Origin of the sequence: Nereida ignava, from assembly GCF_001049735.1 — a bacterium.
Lineage (GTDB): Bacteria > Pseudomonadota > Alphaproteobacteria > Rhodobacterales > Rhodobacteraceae > Nereida > Nereida ignava.
In genome coordinates, this window is sequence record NZ_CVPC01000004.1 from 16,736 (window position 1) to 33,556 (window position 16,821).

General features: G+C 52.5%; 16 protein-coding genes and 2 pseudogenes. 10 read left to right on the forward strand and 8 right to left on the reverse strand.

Annotated elements, in window-relative coordinates:
* Positions 1-179: 179 nt before the first annotated feature.
* Positions 180-2,321 (forward strand): protein-disulfide reductase DsbD family protein, encoded by a 2,142-nt coding sequence (locus NIG5292_RS03960; protein WP_048598216.1) that lies wholly within the window; start codon positions 180-182, stop codon positions 2,319-2,321.
* Between the two features lie 216 nt (positions 2,322-2,537).
* Positions 2,538-3,203: a L,D-transpeptidase gene (locus NIG5292_RS14565; protein ID WP_074842163.1), complete on the forward strand. Its 666-nt coding sequence runs from the start codon at positions 2,538-2,540 to the stop codon at positions 3,201-3,203.
* Positions 3,204-3,213: 10 nt separating this feature from the next.
* Here the strand turns inward: NIG5292_RS14565 and NIG5292_RS14570 are convergent, their stop codons facing one another.
* From NIG5292_RS14570 to NIG5292_RS03995, 8 genes are all read right to left on the reverse strand, one after another.
* The gene (locus tag NIG5292_RS14570; protein ID WP_143082028.1) at positions 3,214-3,438 is read right to left on the reverse strand and encodes a hypothetical protein; all 225 of its coding nucleotides are present in this window, start codon (positions 3,436-3,438) and stop codon (positions 3,214-3,216) included.
* A gap of 276 nt (positions 3,439-3,714) precedes the next feature.
* Positions 3,715-4,875 carry a c-type cytochrome biogenesis protein CcmI gene (gene ccmI, locus NIG5292_RS03965; protein WP_048598217.1) on the reverse strand — a complete coding sequence of 387 codons (1,161 nt, stop codon included), beginning with the start codon at positions 4,873-4,875 and terminating at the stop codon, positions 3,715-3,717.
* Positions 4,872-5,345, reverse strand: a complete 474-nt coding sequence (locus tag NIG5292_RS03970; protein ID WP_048598218.1) for a cytochrome c-type biogenesis protein — start codon at positions 5,343-5,345, stop codon at positions 4,872-4,874. Before NIG5292_RS03970 ends, ccmI begins: the two co-directional genes overlap by 4 nt.
* Positions 5,345-5,908 carry a DsbE family thiol:disulfide interchange protein gene (locus NIG5292_RS03975; RefSeq protein WP_048598219.1) on the reverse strand — a complete coding sequence of 188 codons (564 nt, stop codon included), beginning with the start codon at positions 5,906-5,908 and terminating at the stop codon, positions 5,345-5,347. Before NIG5292_RS03975 ends, NIG5292_RS03970 begins: the two co-directional genes overlap by 1 nt.
* Complete coding sequence (locus NIG5292_RS03980) at positions 5,905-7,911, reverse strand: heme lyase CcmF/NrfE family subunit (protein ID WP_048598220.1); 2,007 nt, start codon at positions 7,909-7,911, stop codon at positions 5,905-5,907. The genes NIG5292_RS03975 and NIG5292_RS03980 overlap by 4 nt, the downstream gene beginning before the upstream one ends.
* Positions 7,912-8,029: 118 nt before the next feature.
* Positions 8,030-8,260 carry a hypothetical protein gene (locus tag NIG5292_RS14775; protein WP_048598221.1) on the reverse strand — a complete coding sequence of 77 codons (231 nt, stop codon included), beginning with the start codon at positions 8,258-8,260 and terminating at the stop codon, positions 8,030-8,032.
* Complete coding sequence (locus tag NIG5292_RS03990) at positions 8,257-9,666, reverse strand: ATP-binding protein (RefSeq protein ID WP_048598222.1); 1,410 nt, start codon at positions 9,664-9,666, stop codon at positions 8,257-8,259. The genes NIG5292_RS14775 and NIG5292_RS03990 overlap by 4 nt, the downstream gene beginning before the upstream one ends.
* Positions 9,663-10,385, reverse strand: a complete 723-nt coding sequence (locus NIG5292_RS03995) for a response regulator (RefSeq protein ID WP_048598223.1) — start codon at positions 10,383-10,385, stop codon at positions 9,663-9,665. Before NIG5292_RS03995 ends, NIG5292_RS03990 begins: the two co-directional genes overlap by 4 nt.
* A gap of 169 nt (positions 10,386-10,554) precedes the next feature.
* On the opposite strand from NIG5292_RS03995, the gene NIG5292_RS15110 reads away from it, so the two are divergent.
* From NIG5292_RS15110 to NIG5292_RS15025, 8 genes and pseudogenes are all read left to right on the forward strand, one after another.
* The gene (locus NIG5292_RS15110; RefSeq protein WP_053084829.1) at positions 10,555-11,139 is read left to right on the forward strand and encodes an EF-hand domain-containing protein; all 585 of its coding nucleotides are present in this window, start codon (positions 10,555-10,557) and stop codon (positions 11,137-11,139) included.
* 99 nt (positions 11,140-11,238) lie between these two features.
* Positions 11,239-11,625, forward strand: coding sequence for a DUF302 domain-containing protein (locus NIG5292_RS04005; RefSeq protein WP_048598224.1), 387 nt, complete (start codon positions 11,239-11,241; stop codon positions 11,623-11,625).
* 22 nt (positions 11,626-11,647) lie between these two features.
* Complete coding sequence (locus NIG5292_RS04010) at positions 11,648-12,118, forward strand: rhodanese-like domain-containing protein (RefSeq protein WP_053084830.1); 471 nt, start codon at positions 11,648-11,650, stop codon at positions 12,116-12,118.
* Positions 12,119-12,223: 105 nt separating this feature from the next.
* Positions 12,224-12,922 carry a TVP38/TMEM64 family protein gene (locus tag NIG5292_RS04015; RefSeq protein WP_233488165.1) on the forward strand — a complete coding sequence of 233 codons (699 nt, stop codon included), beginning with the start codon at positions 12,224-12,226 and terminating at the stop codon, positions 12,920-12,922.
* Entirely contained in the window at positions 12,919-13,842 is a 924-nt protein-coding gene (gene lgt / locus NIG5292_RS04020) for a prolipoprotein diacylglyceryl transferase (protein WP_048598225.1), read from the forward strand. The genes NIG5292_RS04015 and lgt overlap by 4 nt, the downstream gene beginning before the upstream one ends.
* 50 nt (positions 13,843-13,892) lie before the next feature.
* A pseudogene (locus NIG5292_RS14580) lies at positions 13,893-15,201 on the forward strand (HAD-IC family P-type ATPase); the annotation flags it as partial.
* A gap of 57 nt (positions 15,202-15,258) precedes the next feature.
* A pseudogene (locus NIG5292_RS14585) lies at positions 15,259-15,671 on the forward strand (transposase); the annotation flags it as partial.
* Entirely contained in the window at positions 15,664-15,945 is a 282-nt protein-coding gene (locus NIG5292_RS15025; protein WP_048598227.1) for a hypothetical protein, read from the forward strand. The pseudogene NIG5292_RS14585 and the gene NIG5292_RS15025, both read left to right, overlap by 8 nt.
* Positions 15,946-16,821 lie beyond the last annotated feature (876 nt).

The following is a 16,821-nucleotide window of genomic DNA, read 5'->3' on the forward strand; positions in this document are numbered from 1 at the left end:
GGAAAGTGACACGGTTCAAAGTGCCCCGGAAGGCTGTTGGTTCTTAAACGACGAAAACAACCCTGTGCGCATAATTGCGTGTCGCGACGGTCGACAAGGTTTAGCTGTCGGCAACGTCTCTGGACTCTCGATGGGGGTCACTAATTGAGCATAGATATTGTGAGAAATTGGGTCCGAAAATGCTACCAAGCATAAGGTTGCGCGCTTGCCTCATTGCCCGCATTTTTGTTTTAGGGATAGGTATATTTATAAGCGGCCACGTCGTTGCGGCGACGTCCAATGACTATTCGACTTCAGCCATTACGGTCAGACTGATCTCGGCGCAAGATGGTGTCCCCCTAGGAGCTGAAACGCTTTCAGCAGGTCTTGACCTGACGCTTGAGGAAGGGTGGAAAACCTATTGGCGCTCGCCTGGCGAGGTTGGCATACCCCCGCAGGTCGAGTGGAGTGGCTCTCAAAATGTCGCCGATGTTGAATTGCTTTGGCCCGCGCCTGAGCGGTTCACAGCATTTGGTATAGAAAACTTTGGGTACCATGACACTGTGGTGTTCCCTCTTCGGATCACCTTAGAGCGGGCAGGTGAACCAGTGGACCTGACAGCTAACGTGAAGCTTCTAATATGCTCCGAGGTTTGCGTGCCAGAGGTGTTCGATTTAACCCTGTCACTTCCCTCGGGGTCGGCAATCGATACAGTCTCCGCGTCTCGCATAAGCACGTATTTGTCGCGCGTTCCCGCCGAAGGAGATCAGATCGGCGTTTCGGATGTGGTCGCTTTTGTCGACGAGAAGAAGACAACACTTACCCTTGAGATGAATGGTGAAGTTCCGTTTGGCGAACCGGATGTTTTTGCGGAACTTGGAGCTGGGACCGCATTAGGGAAACCAGATATCCGCCTTGGGGAAGGTGGACGTCGGCTTTGGGCGCAAATTCCAATCCTGACGGTTCTCGATGAGCAGTATCACGACCCAGTATTGACCGTTACGGATGGGGTTGAGCGCGCGTTGACCGTGACCCCAGAACTCCTCTTAGCCCGCCCTGCCCCACCTTTTAAACTCGAGCAGCTGGTGCCGGGTTTGGACAAACTTGCTTGGATTGCGCTGGTCGCCTTTTTAGGGGGGCTGATTTTGAATGTGATGCCCTGTGTTCTTCCCGTTTTATCGATTAAACTGTCTTCCGCAATAAAGGCCCAAACGAGGGGTGCGGGCGCCGTTCGCACCGGCTTTTTGTTCGCCGCGGGTGGTGTCATGAGCTTTATGTGGTTTCTGGCCGCGGTGCTTTATGCATTACAATTGTCTGGCGTGGCCGTTGGTTGGGGACTTCAGTTCCAAAACCCCTCCTTTCTCGCTTTGATGTTTATCGTCCTTGCGATTTTTTCCACTAATCTTTTTGGCCTGATTGAGTTTTCCCTTCCCTCACCACTTCAATCCCGCTTGTCAAACGTAGGGAGCGGTTCAAGGCATGGGGCGGATTTTGCAACTGGATTTTTTGGCGCGGTATTGGCGACCCCATGCTCCGCCCCGTTCCTTGGAACCGCAATCGCCTTCGCCCTCGCTGGACGCGGTGTAGATATCGCGATTGTCTTCACTGCATTGGGCGCGGGGCTTGCTCTACCCTATCTCCTTGCGGCTCTCTTTCCCGGCCTTGTGTCTGTTTTTCCCAAGCCCGGGCGCTGGATGGTTGCCGTAAAGCTGCTACTCGGCGGGCTTCTACTTGGGACAGCGCTGTGGCTCTTGTGGGTCCTGTCTGGCGTCGCTGGTCCATTGCCAACGATCGTGATCCTTGGCCTTTCACTCGCCTTGCTTGCGATCTTGATACGTCGCCCCTTCTCCCCTGCCCCACGCTATTTGGCGGTTGGGGTGCTCGTCGTTCTGCCATTGATTTCGGCGCATTTCCTAATGCGTGAAAGCTTGGGGTCCCAGCCACCGCAGAAGGGGCAGATCAATTGGGTTGCTTTCGATCGCGGAGGAATTGCTCGGCTCGTGTCGCAAGGTGAAGTGGTTTTCGTCGATGTCACGGCTGACTGGTGCCTGACCTGTAAAGCCAACAAGGCTTTAGTTCTGGAACGTGACCCCGTACTATCCACACTAAACGGGGACGCAGTTGTTGCGATGCAAGCCGATTGGACGCGACCCGACGACCGTATATCGCGATTTTTAGAAACAAATGACCGTTATGGCATCCCATTCAATGCGGTCTATGGCCCGAACGCGCCGAACGGGATTGTTCTTTCTGAAATCCTTTCCTCCCAAGACGTATTAGAGGCTCTCAGATCTGCCGGCGCAGTTGGAACCCAGAATGTGATATTGGGGAATGGAAATTGAAGCGAGAATAGTCTGAATGAATAACAAAGTTGGGGGGGAATGTGATGATGTCAATGAATGCACCGTGGCCGAATGTCGAAGAGCTGTGACACGTGTAAAGGTCTCAATATCGCAATCACCTTCTTGTAACCACGGCTATGTTATTGGTTTCACGGTTGATCATACGTAACCTAGTACCCAACCAAAAAAAATGACTGACTTAAGGAACGCACATTTATGTTAACCCGACGCCACTTCATTTGCTCGACTGCCGCCCTATTCTCTACACCAATCGCGAGCGCCAGTTTTGCATCGCCGATATCTGATCGTTCTAAGTGGTCCAGATGGGATGCGCAGATTACGCCAAAAAACTATGACCCGGAGACAACAAATCTGTGGGGGCTGCATCCACGTTTTTTACCTAGAATTGTTGAGGCTAATCCCGGTTTGAAAGTCGGTGATATCCACGTCGATGCTGTAGCGAGGTATTTGTATCACATTCGTGAGGATGGCACTGCGATGAGATATGGTGTCGCGATTGCGCGAGGAAATCTCTATGAGCCTGGGACCTATACGATTCAACGAAAGGCTAAATGGCCGACTTGGACGCCAACTGCAGCTATGATCAAGCGAGATCCAGGTCTGTACGAGCGTCATGCGGATGGTATGAGTGGTGGGCCGACAAATCCGTTAGGCTCGCGCGCTTTGTATCTATATGTAGGTAACAGAGATACCTACCTCCGCATCCACGGAACTCCCAGCCCTCGGTCAATTGGAGGCCGAGCCAGCTCGGGCTGTGTTCGTATGGTTATGGCCCATATCAATGGCCTTTATGATCATGTCTTGAAAGGGTCGACTGCTTACCTTTATCCGCCTGATGGGACGGTATCGGCTCGAAGCTGATCCGAATTGATCAATTGGGTGCAGTCCCATCGGAATCTAGACGCTGGGTGCAAATCGGTTGTTCTTTTACCGATCTCAGTGGGAGGAAGGTTGTTTCGACTGGACCAATGTGGCGGTATTCAAGGCACCCATCGGTTGGATCAATGCGCACTGCGGTGAGGTCTTGGTTAGGCGCTACGATAGACAGAACACCTTCGGGCAGTTCCTTGATGAAGCCAGTCGACGAGATTAGCATTCCGTTTTCGTAGGTCTCACAAGACGCCAGTAGGATGAGCGCTCCTCCCAACAGAACAGATGATTTTTTCAGGGTTTTGATCCTTAATGTGCCATTCTTACAGTGCTTCGTTTTTGGCCAAAAAACCAGTGCTTTCGGAGTGAAGACCGCAAAATTTCAACAACTTGGATGTCCCAATGCGAGGCATTTTGTGTGCGATTAATTGACACTAAAGTGGGCACCATAGTCTTGGCGCGTCAGCCGCGAGAGTCACTGCCCAGTGCACTCCTGAGCGCCCTACTCTCGCAATGCGTATAGCGCCTGCTCAACAATTTTGTGGCGAGGGTCGCTTGCGGCAAAACCTGAAAGCAATCTTGATGCGCTTTCATAGGCGGCTATCGCATTCTTCTGCTCCCCTAAGACCGTATAGGCATTCGCCAACCGCAACCAACCATCTAGGTCGTCGGGGCTTTCTTCGAGCCGTTCTGCCAGTCGATTTACCATGGCTCGAATGAAATCTCCGCGCTCCTCAGCACTCATCTCACTGGCCGCAGCAACGTCATCCGCCGAGGGGCCGGTACCGCCGTTCAATGCTGGTGCGTAATCCGCGAGAGAAATCGGCGCTTTTCCCGCTGTTTTGGCAATGTCGTTGGCTTGTTCTACAAATGCTTCCATCCAGGGTTTGAACCCATCAGCGGAATCTAGATGTGACACTAAGAGCGCATGAGCCTCAGCTTCCTCGCCTAACTGTACCATGGCCATAGCCTTGTAAAAGGCGCCGGCGGGGTTTTCAGGGTTCAACTCGATCGATCTATCAATCGCAGATATAGCTTTCGGCGTAACGATGCCCTTTTCTTTGCGGATCAACGCTTCTGCCATCATGGAAAATGTTGTCGAGGTCGCGTCATCACGTTTGGATACGGTCTCGAACGCAGCTGCAGCCTGCGTGTATTCACCCATTCGGTAATAGGTCTGTCCGAGCAACATCCAACCCTCTGACGCGCCACCCTCGGGATCGGTTATCAGACGCTCATAAAGCTTCTCCGTTAATTCGGCGATCTTTCGCTGTTCGATGCGCTCATCCTGACGATCCACGAAGGCAAGACTTGCAACATTTGGAGACCCCATACTAGCGTAGTAGCCTATGGCCAAAAGGGGCACGAAAATTGCGGCGAGAAGTAGAGCGCTGCGCCCACTTGTATAATCTAGCATGGGTTCAGATGTGGCACGTCGGGCCGCGGCCAAAATGCGTCTTTTGATTTCCTGCTGCGCGGCTGTGGCCTCTGACGCCGATATCAAACCTCGGTCCTGATCGCGTTTGACCTCCTCGAGTTGATCAACCAAGACAGCAGGTGTTGAATCTTGACGTGCGGGCAAAGAGTGGCTCATTTTGGCAAGTGGCAAAACAACAAAGCCAATCGATAATGCAATCAGTACAATCATCCATGCGAAGATCATTTGTTGTCTCCTTTCTTCTGGCGTTCGATGAACTGTTTAACCTCATGTTCTTCGGTAACATTCAGTCCACGAAGTTTTGGTGTCTTCCGCCGGCCCAATAAAGTTGCCAATCCCACCCCCAAAGCGATCAAAAGCATTGCTGGGGGGGCCAACCACAATACATATGTTTTTGCGTTGTACGGAGGTTTCAGCAACACATAGTCTCCATAGCGTGCTTGAATGAAGGTCAGTGCTTCGTCGTTACTGTCTCCGGCGACAATCCGTTCGCGAACGAGCAAGCGCAGGTCACGCGCAACTCCCGCGTTTGAACTATCGATGTCCTGGTTTAGGCAAACGACGCAGCGAAGCCCCTTTGATACCTCACGTGCACGCGCCTCCAAGACTGGGTCGGATAGAATTTCGTCCGGTTCAACCGCAGCGGATGCAAACGGTAAAACTAAAGCAACAAGTAGAATAAGAAGTCTCAACATTATAAGCCTCCACTGGGCAGTGCGCCCGCTTGAAGCAAAGCTTCGCGAAACTTTCCAATGGCTCCCTCGCCCACGATCGGGCCTACATGCCGAAATAGTACGGTACCGTCTGTGTTAATTATGAATGTTTCAGGGACCCCGGAGATTCCCCACTCAATTCCGGCCCGCCCTGAAAGGTCGGAGCCAATACGTTCATAGGGGTTACCCAGCTCCGCCAACCAACGGATCGCGTCTTCAGGCTTGTCTTTGTAATTAATCCCAAAGAGGCGGATGCCGTCTTTCTCGGCCAAACTTGTGAGAACCGCATGTTCTGCCCGACAAGGCACACACCAAGACGCAAAGACATTCATGACCACTGCAGTTTCAGTTCCGACGAGGTCAGATCGTGACAAGCCGGGGGTGTGCAGCCCGACCACCGGATCTAGCTCAAATGCTGGCGCTGGTTGTGCGATTAGTACAGATGGGACTTCGTTTGGATCCCGATCCGGGTTTAGCCCCCAAAGAAAGAAGCCCCCAAAGATGACTGCAATTGATAAGGGAAGCAACGCCAGTATTCGTATCATGCCTTTTCCGCCTGCGTTGACGGCGCTGACGATGCGCTAGTGCGTTTTGGTGCGCCTACTCTAAGTCGCCGATCTGAAAGGGATAGCGCCCCTCCAATGATTAGAAGGCTACTTCCCAACCAAATAAAATTGACCAAAGGCTCATACAGGATACGAAGAGTCCACGCGTCACTTTGCTCGGCATTCTCTGTCGCGGGCTCGCTGATTGATGCGTAGAGATCGCCTGCAAGCGTTGAGCGAATTGCGCTTTCAGTCGTCGTACTGTCCGCAATCGGATAATAGCGTCTTTCTGGACGCAACGTGTCAATGCTCTGCCCATTGCGAGAGACTGCTAACGTGCCGCGATCCGCTAAATAATTTGGGCCCCTCACCCGCTCCACGCCTGAGAAAGTGACATCAAATCCAGCAATCTCGATCGTGGTTCCCGGAGCTACAAACACGATTTCTTCAGACTTCCAGGCACTGGATCCAATCATACCGAGCATCGCAATCGCCAGACCCGCGTGGGCCATAGTCATTCCATGAGATGCTCGTGGTAAATTGCGAGCCCGGCGCAATGTCTCCGAAATAGGCGCCTCAAAAAGGCGAATTCGAATGCCCCATTCTCGTAGCGTCGCGAGCAAGAGCCAAGTCGCCAACATGATCGAAAAATGCGCTAAAAGCGGGCCCCCTTTCTGAATGTACCAAACAATCGGGGTCGCGATGATCGACGCCAGAGCAACGTATTTTAGGCGCTGGTACACACCGGCCAGGTCGGCGCGTTTCCAACTTAGGAATGGGCCCACCCCCATGAAAAGTACAAGGGGCAACATCATGGGAACGAAGGTTGCATTAAAGAAGGGAGCCCCGACTGAGATTTTGTCTCCTGTGATGGCTTCAAGAAATAGTGGGTAAAGAGTGCCGAACAGAACAGTTCCTGTCGCGGTGGTGAGGATCAGATTGTTCACCAACAACCCAGCTTCGCGACTGATTGGTTTGAAAATCCCACCAGCCTCCATCATTGGCGCACGCCATGCATAAAGTGCCAACGAGCCGCCGATCGAGAGGGCGAGCAGAGCCAATATGTAAAGACCGCGCTCCGGATCTACCGCAAAAGCGTGGACCGAAGTCAATAGACCAGAGCGCACTACGAAGGTTCCCAGCAATGAGAGTGAAAAGGTTAGGATCGCAAGCAAAATTGTCCAGCTTTTGAAGGCGTCACGCTTTTCGGTTACAATCGCAGAATGAAGGAGCGCGGTACCAAGAAGCCAAGGCATGAAACTCACGTTCTCAACCGGGTCCCAGAACCACCAACCACCCCAACCGAGTTCATAATATGCCCACCAAGAGCCAAGAACGATCCCGGCCGTTAAGCAAATCCAAGCCGCGAGTGTCCACGGGCGTACCCAACGGGCCCACGCCGCATCGACTCTGCCCTCAAGTAAGGCGGCTACGGCAAAGGAAAATACAATCGAAAACCCAACATAGCCTAGATAGAGAAATGGTGGATGCAGAGCTAGGCCAACATCTTGCAAGAGAGGGTTTAGATCATTCCCGTCCGTGGGTGGTGGAAATACGCGCGTAAACGGATTTGATGTGAACAGCATGAATGACAAAAAGCCAACGCTTATCCATGCTTGCACAGCGAGCGTTCGGGCTTTCAAAGAGCTAGGAATATTGGAACCAAACAAGGACACAGCGGCGCCAAACAAGGTCAGGATTAGGACCCACAACAAGAGAGATCCTTCGTGGCTACCCCATGTCCCAGCAATTTTGTACAGCATGGGTTTGAGAGAATGAGAGTTTGAAGCAACGTTGAGAACGGTAAAGTCGCTAACGATAAAGCTGCGCATCAAGGCGCCAAAAGCGACGCCAACCAGAATAAACTGTCCGATAGAGGTCGTGCGCGCGGAGTGCATCCATAGGAGATTTCCTCGATTGGCGCCAACAAGCGGAAGTACGCTTTGGACCAAAGCCAATGCAAAGGCGAGAGCAAGTGCAAAGTGGCCGATTTCGGGTGTCATATTGCTATCCCAATTCTAGGTGAGTTAAGTCCGATGAAGAAAGGCAGCGATTGCCGCTTAGCGTGTGTCAAGAACTGCGCTGCCTAGCTCTCATTTTTACAACGGAAGTTGGAAATGCTTATTCCCTGCGAGGATGACGTTCTGTTTTGATTGGAGCAGCACAAAAGTGCATCGCCGCCGAAACCAATGCGATCATTGCTCCCCAGAGAAGAAGAATGGAGAACGCGCCCAATCCTCCCTTCCAGAAAATGTGATCTGCCACTTTGACCAGATCTATGGTGTTATTCGCGTAAGCCACGTTTGCGACCAAGGCAGCAGCAAACGAAAGTGCAATGGGTTTCTGTATCATTTCTGTCCCTTTTCAATCGGTTGGTCGTTCGCCAATGGGATTGCGATCGTAGCGCGCAGTCCCCCCTCATCCCTGTTTGACAATGAAATATCGCCGCCATGGGCGCGAACGATTGTTCTTGCAATGGATAGGCCCAACCCATGCCCACCCGTTTCCAGAGAACGGGATTGTTCAAGACGGAAGAAAGGATCAAAGACACGTTCTAGTTCTGGAGCGGGGATTCCTGGGCCGCTGTCGTCTACCGCAATGATGAACTCGTCGGATCGACTATGAAAAGTGACGCGCGTTTTTCCACCATAGCGATCAGCATTTTCGATGACATTGCGCAAAGCACGCCTGAGTGCGTGAGGTCGGATCCGGGCCTCAATGACAGGCCCAACCTCTAGGTCGAATTGTGTAACCATGTCCGATTTCAATGCTTTCAAAAACTCACCAACGATCACATGTTCGGGCTCCTCAGAGCCTGCGAGGCCACGCGCAAATGTTAGAGTGGCTTCCACCATCGACTGCATTTCCTCGACAGAAGCCACAAGACTATCTCGGGTTTCTTCGTCATCCACCATTTCGGCTTGGACTCGCATTGCAGTTAGGGGAGATCGAAGATCGTGGCCAAGGGCTGCCAACAGTCGGGTTCGGTCTGCTACGAAGCGGGTAAGCCGCTCCTGCATGCGATTGAACGTTGCAGTTAGGTCTCGCACCTCTGTTGGACCAACCATTGGCAAGTCTGTAATGTCTTCGCCTCGACCGAGCCGGTCAGCCGCGCCAACCAAGCGCCTCAATGGCCCGGTCAAGCGAGTCATCAAGAACCAGAATATTGCGACCAAGATTACTGCGGCTGATAGCGCGAAGGTCAACATCGAGTAGACAGGCCATTGGATTGGGGGGCGTTCGAAGCGGGTCCCCACATTCAACCAAGATCCACCTGCAATCGCGATAGACAGGTTCATTTCAACTGCCGAGAGCTCACCGCGCATCATGGCCATATGCATCTCGGCCATTTCTTGCGAAAGATGCGGCAATGGAAGAATTTGGCCCTCGATTTCGTGCAGTTCAACGCGTATATCTCGACTGTAGCCATCATCCAGCAATGCGCGAATTCTAGCTTCAACCAACCCGCCATCCGAATGTTCCGTGTGTTGAACGATTGCTTCACTGGCGAGGTCAAATCGTACAAGCGGCGAATTTGCAGCGCGCAGTACAGATAGACGTAGGTCTTCGGGTGCTTCTTCTATGAGGCGCGCAACATTGGCAGCGCGGCCTGCGGCTTCAAACCCGAGGGCCGCACGGACAGCTAAACTGCGTTCGTCGGCGAAAAACCACAGGCTTATGAGTTGAGCCGCTGTGAGCGCTGCGACCACCAGAATAACCAGCTGAACCCGCAAAGTGTTTATTAGGCCTAGCTTCATCCTTCCACCTCAACATCAACGGAGAGGCAATACCCACCATTGCGGATAGTCTTGATGATTTTGGGTCGCAAGATGTCGGGCTCTATCTTGCGCCGGAGACGGCTGATTTGGTTGTCTATTTTGCGATCCATGGGGCCTGCGGCGCGGCCCGCAGCTAGATCTAGAAGTTGGTCGCGGCTAAGGATCACTCGCGGGCGTTCTAGAAGCACCAAAAGCAGTTTGAAATCGGCGCTTGTCAGAGCAGTTTCTTCACCTTCAGCACCCAGAAGGACCTGTCGATCAACGTCCAAGGTAAGATGGGCAAATTTTATGAGTTTGCCCGCGAGGGCACCTGCCACCGTTTCAGCCTGAGGTGCTCGGCGCAATACAGCCTTGATCCGCGCCAAAAGCTCTCGCGGATTGAAGGGCTTTGCTATGTAATCGTCAGCACCAATTTCCAATCCCACTATTCGGTCGGTTTCTTCGCCCAATGCAGTCAACAAGATGATCGGAAGGCTCTTGTCGGATGCGAGCCGTTGGCAAACCGAAAGCCCACTTTCGCCTGGCATCATGACGTCCAGAACCATCAAATCGAAATGTCCATTAGCTAGTTTCACGTCCATATCCTGCGCATCTTTCGCAGACGTGGCCCGTAATCCGTTCTTTTCCAGATAGCGGGTCACGCTGTCACGAATTTGCTGATGATCGTCAACGACGAGGATGTGTGGTGGATTGGTCATGGATACTTTCTACATCATTCACGTAAGCGTGGTCAGACCCTTTTTTGTCGCCGTTTGTATCAATGACGGGTGTTGCGACACACGGATACAATCAAGAGGGTGCGCGTTCTTTCATTTCGAATTCTTATGCCAATGTGAATGAGGCCAATAAATGAAAAGAGAGGCTCAGATGTCTAAGTTTACCAACACCACACTTGCCCTTGCTTTGATTGTCACATCACCAAGCTCCGCATTTGCCGATGCCGGCCATCACGATGGTGAAGATGCCGACGTGGATAAAGTCGTAACCCAAAGTCCCGCTGAAATGGGAGGCGCCGCAGGCCAAATGGGCATGATGGAGGGCGATCATCACGCCATGATGCAAGGTATGATGAAAATGATGATGCAGATGCACGGCTCAATGATGGGCGGCGGCATGGGTGCGGGTGGCCAAATGGGTGCGATGGATCAGGATATGATGTCGCTTATGAAAGGGTCGATGATGGGCCATTCTCGTGCTGAAGGCGTTTCACTGCTCTCAATGCACGCCGAGGCTGATACGGACGGCGATGGGGCGCTGAACCTCGAAGAATTCGAGACCCTGCACGGCAAGATGATGCACGATCGAATGGTTGATCGGTTCCAGTTTCTAGACAAGGACGGAGATGGAGCAGTGACCCCTGACGAAATGAAAGCGCCCGCTGAGCGTATGAACACCCCCTCCTCCTCCTCTGACGAAAAGATGGACGATGAAATGGGCGCTCAGGATAACTGAGTTTTGCAATTGGGAGGGCACGGTCCTAGTGCCTCCTTCGCCCCGACCGGCATCCCTTCCCCGTGGTTCGGTCGGGGCATTTTCAACAGGAGAAACGTGATGACCTACACGTACAACCGGCTGCTGTCGGGAGTTGCTATCGATGATGCGCACATGCGTGTCTGTGATGCCCTCGGCATGCAAGGCTTTGGCGTGCTTACTGAAATTGACGTCAAAGAGACGCTAAAAAAGAAGATTGATGTGGAAGTTGATGGCTACCGGATCCTCGGCGCTTGTAACCCTACTATGGCTCACAAGGCCATCGGCCTGGAACCTCGTATTGGCGCGATGCTGCCGTGCAACGTCATTTTGCGACAGATGAAGGATGGCACTGAGGTGAGTGCCATCGACCCGGTCGCCTCGATGGCCGCCGTCGAAAACAATGAACTACATGCCGTGGCAGGTGAGGTGCGCGACATGCTTCGTGCGGCGATTGATTCAGCGTAAATTCACCAAAGGAGTACAACAAATGACACTAACTCGCCGTCACACTTTGACAATTCTGGCAGCGTTCCCTGCTCAGGCCATTGTGACCCCCGTATTTGCCCAGAGCCGCGATGTCTGGACCGTTGCCGAAGCATTCGATGCCCTGCTGCAAGACCGTATCCGGCTTCTGGATATCCGCACCCCGAAGGAATGGCAGCAAACTGGAGTCGCCAAAGGAGCTTGGCCTGTGAGCCTCAATGACAAAGGCTTCTCTGAACGGTTGTTTGCAGCGCGCGAATTGGCCGAACACCGCGCCGTTGCCTTGATCTGCGCGACCGGCGGGCGTTCCGGAAGCGTGATGTCTAGTCTTCGAGAGGCTGGTTATGACGGTTTCATAGATGTGTCCGAGGGAATGCTTGGGTCACGCAAGGGGCCGGGTTGGGTCGAGTCAGGTTTGCCAATTGTCTCCGCCCAAAATGCCATCGACGCGTTGCCGTCCTCCCTCAAACTTTGAGGGGTTTTCGAATGCGGTCTGGCGCGGAAAATCAAGACCAAGTCACTGTCGACGGAATGATCGAATTTCACGCCGCATTTAATTCTCTCCCAAAGGTCCCGTGGCATGGCTGAAAGGTTACGTCGCAGCTCAATGCTCTATGCCTTTTTGTTGATTTGCCTCCTTGGGCTTGCCGGGTATTGGTTCTTGAGTTCGCCTGCTTGGCAAAGGCCCAGTGCATTTGAGATTTCGCAGTGGATTGAACGACTTGGCGTCTTTGGTCCATTTGTGATTATATTCATGATGAGCCTAGCTGTCGTCGCAAGTCCAATTCCAAGCGCGCCGATTGCTCTTGCCGCTGGTGCTGCATTTGGACAAGTCGCAGGCGCGATTTATGTCGCGATTGGAGCTGAAACGGGCGCTTTGGTGGCTTTTGCGATTGCGCGTGTATTGGGTAAAAAGACGGTCGACCGGCTTGTTGGGGCTCGAGCTGCCTCAGGCTTGCTTGGGTCGCAAAACGCTTTGACCTTTACTGTTTTTGTAAGTCGGTTGATGCCTTTTATTTCTTTTGATGTGATGAGCTACGCCGCCGGATTGAGCCAAATACATCCTTGGCGGTTCATTCTAGCCACGCTGGCGGGCATCCTTCCAGCAAGCTTTGTCTTAGCCTATCTGGGCGCCGAGGCCATGTCAGGCGGGTTCGGTTCTGCCAGATGGGTCGCCATCGGGCTCGGCCTGATGACGGGCGTACCCGTCCTTATCGTGGCGCTGCGCCACAAGTCAGGCGCCCTCCCCCTCTCCCCCCAATTGAAAGATTCCGAATGATCGCTGCTGGCCTGCCTTTTCCCGATATCTCCCCTGACATTTTTTCCATCGAGATCGGGGCCCTAACCTTGACACTAAGATGGTACGCCCTCGCCTATATCGTGGGTCTGCTCTTGGGGTGGCGGCTTTGTATTGAGCTCATCCGACGCACGAAGTATTGGCCGGATCAAACGCCACCGATGACAAGCCAGCAACTCGAGAGTTTCTTGAACTGGGTGATCTTCGGGATCATTTTGGGTGGGAGACTAGGGTTCGTCCTGTTCTATCAACCCGGGTATTATCTGTCCCAGCCTTTGGAAATCCTAAAGATTTGGCAGGGAGGGATGTCTTTCCATGGTGGATTCTTGGGGGTTTCGATTGCGGCGGTGGTCTTTGCCGTGCGCAACCAGATCTCCATTATGAGTCTGGCCGACCTTCTTGCGTTGTCCGCCCCTCTTGGTTTGTTTCTGGGACGTCTAGCGAATTTCATCAACGCTGAGCTTTGGGGCCGTCCGACCACCCTACCTTGGGGTGTCATTTTTCCTGGCGATGCAGCCCAGTCGTGTGCCGATATCATCGGACAATGTGCCCGCCACCCTTCGCAAATCTACGAGGCCTTGCTGGAGGGGCTGCTTTTGGGGGTCGCCTTGATGATCCTCGCATTGCGTCGCAAGTGGCTTCATAGTCCGGGCGCCATTACTGGTGTTTTTTTAACAGGTTATGGCTCTGCCCGTTTTCTTGTCGAGTTTTTCCGCCAGCCGGATATGCAATTCGTAACACTTGAAAACCCTGTAGGTCACGCGCTGCATTTTGCCGTTGGTGGACTGACCATGGGGCAAATCCTATCCCTTCCCATGGTATTGGTTGGAGCTGTGCTGATCTGGGTCGCGCGGTCGCGACGAGGTCCCATTTATTCGGGAAAACAGATCGAAATGGATTGACCTTACCCCCATGGGAACCTTCACGCATATTCCATAGATTGGAGAATACGATGTCTGATAATATGAATAAACATCATCACGGAACAAGCGCCGTTGACCCTGTTTGCGGAATGAATGTGGAAGTGACACCGAAGACTCTCACTGATGACTTGGAAGGTGAAACCTATCACTTCTGCTAAGAGCGCTGTCAGACCCAGTTCAAGAACGACCCGTGGCTCTACGCTTTTGTAGGGGGCTATGATGGTCGCGCTCATGAGGGTGCCCCCGGGGTGTCCACCGCAAATATTTCTCAAGGGGCTCAATGGACCTGTCCCATGCATCCAGAGGTGATCCGCGACGAGCCGGGCGCCTGCCCAATTTGCGGAATGGCATTGGAGACTGTTGTCCCCAATGACGAACAAAGCGAAGAACTCACGGATTTTACCCGCCGTATGTGGATCAGTGCCTTAGCGGCTGTTCCTTTAATTGTTCTCACGATGGGAGAGCTCGTGGGATTGCCCTTCAGGAATTTGGTTGGCCATCAGATTGCGTCATATGCGGAGTTCTTGATCGCGACCCCGATCATCCTTTGGGCGGCAAGACCGTTTTTTGCACGTGGTGTGGCATCGGTTCAAAACCGATCCCCAAATATGTGGACCTTAATTGCTCTCGGGGTCGGCGCTGCTTATGTGTATTCCCTATTTGCGACTTTCTTGATTTGCGACTTTCTTGCCAAATCTGTTTCCAGACCAATACCGGACCGACGGAGGGGTCGGAACCTATTACGAAGCCGCGGTCGTTATCATCGCGCTCGTCTTCGTTGGCCAGGTCCTAGAGTTGCGTGCACGTGAACGCACTGGTGACGCAATCCGCGCCCTATTCGACCTCGCACCCAAAATGGCTCGAGTGATTTCTGCGGAAGGGTTGGAAAAAGATGTCCCTCTCGATCAGGTTACTATCGGTGACTTGCTGCGTGTTCGTCCCGGCGACAGCATCCCTGTGGATGCGATCGTTGCTGAGGGGCATTCATCAATAGATGAAAGCATGATTACTGGCGAACCTGTGCCGATTGAGAAAACTGAGGGGGACCGTGTAACCGGAGGTACAATCAACAAAAACGGCACGCTTGCTATCCGCGCGACACAAGTCGGAGCCAACACCGTTTTGTCTCAGATCGTTGAAATGGTTGCTGGAGCACGCCGCTCACGCGCGCCAATTCAAGGTCTCGCAGATCGTGTTTCCGCGGTATTCGTGCCCGCAGTTGTGTTGATAGCACTCATCTCCTTTTTCACTTGGCTGTTCTTTGGTCCCAATCCCGCGCTTGCTTTCGCGATCGCGTCGTCAGTGTCGGTTCTGATCATTGCTTGCCCCTGTGCCCTTGTGATCCTCCCCCACTGAAGTGGTCCTCCGCTATGTTTAGGAAAACGGAGGAAACACATGGCCAACAAACGACCTAAGCCCGAAGAGATTGTCACGAAGTTACGGCAGGTTGAGGTACTGACGGGGCAAGGCATGCCTCGTCTTGATGCGATCCGGCAGATTGGTGTGACTGAACAAACCTATTATCGCTGGAAGAAAAAGTACGGTGGAATGGGCACGGACCAATTGAAGGAGCTGAAGCGTCTACAGAAAGAGAACGAGCGGTTGCGCAAGGCCGTTTCTGATCTGACGCTGGACAAGCTGATCATGGCGGAGGCGGCAAAGGGAAACTTCTGAGCCCCGCTCGTCGTCGCGCCTGTATTGATCGCGTACGCGCTGAGCTGAAAGTCTCTGAACGCCGTGCGTGCCGTGTTCTGAGACAGCATCGTTCCACGCAGCGCAAAACTCCTGTGGGACGTGCCGATGAAGAGCGCCGAAACATTGGTGTCATTTGGGTATGTAGGACCGGACGAGGGTGAAACCTCTGATATGATAGTGTCCGATATGTTTTCACGAACAGATAAATTGCCAAATTGGATTGAACTAGTTGAGGTGCAGTTTTTCGATGACAATCGAGCGCCGACCCAAGCGTGGAAGATGAAGGATTCAGGTGTTTATGATCTTTTTAACTTTGAGTCTAAATTAGATTTGCCCAGAAAAGGTTATCAATGTGACTGGCCTCCGCTTATCGGGAAAATCAGTTGAGCTTGCGTGGATATGAAGAAAGTTACGGTGCCGGTATCAGTCGCAGTGTTAAAAAGGACGGCATTAACCCCAAACACCCAACAACACACTTCGATAGACTTATTGAAACGCCTGCTCGCAAATGTCCGAAATGTGGCCATATAAGAATGCAGATTCATTACCCTAATTACCTACATGACCTGACACCCCACGCTATCATTAGCCTAAGAGATAATTGAGAATGACATTGCGACCGCACAATCCGTTCATGACAATCTATTTTCAAATTGCCCAAGACTACTTTCATCGTATGGGGGGAGCGGGTCGGTATGAAGGCTTCCAAGAGTGGCACCCAGCATTACTCACACTCGCGTGCGCATTAGAGGCGGTTGAAAATCCGAACTTGGGCGCGGTTTGGTCTCGTTTGCCAAATGCGATAGTTCAGAAGTGCGACGGCTTGCGATCTAAAATCATTCAGTCGTTCAGGCGAGACCTTGAACCTTTTGAGCATAAACTTGATTGCGTCCGAACAGGCGCTGATCTGTTGGTGCAAGAGTTGAGCACGAACCACAGAGGAAAGCCCCTAAGCCACACAGACATTGAGCTGTTAGAGCGTGTTAAGTTGGAATTCAACTTAGCTTTATCTGGTAAGAGCGAATCCCACGACTTTGTTAATCGTGGAAAATGAAATCACTGCCTAATGAATTTAACGCCCTAATACTTCAGGCCCGTGGTCCAAGGCGCAGGGCTCGTGCTCCGGGGTCCCCGGGTCTGCCCCAACACTTCTGCGACGTGAAACAGGCTAAGTAACCCCCAATCGAAGCTGAAGAGATCAGTGCTTTTGTTGTGGGTAGGATTGAGGGTAAAATTTTCCTAATTTAATAATCTAATTATAAA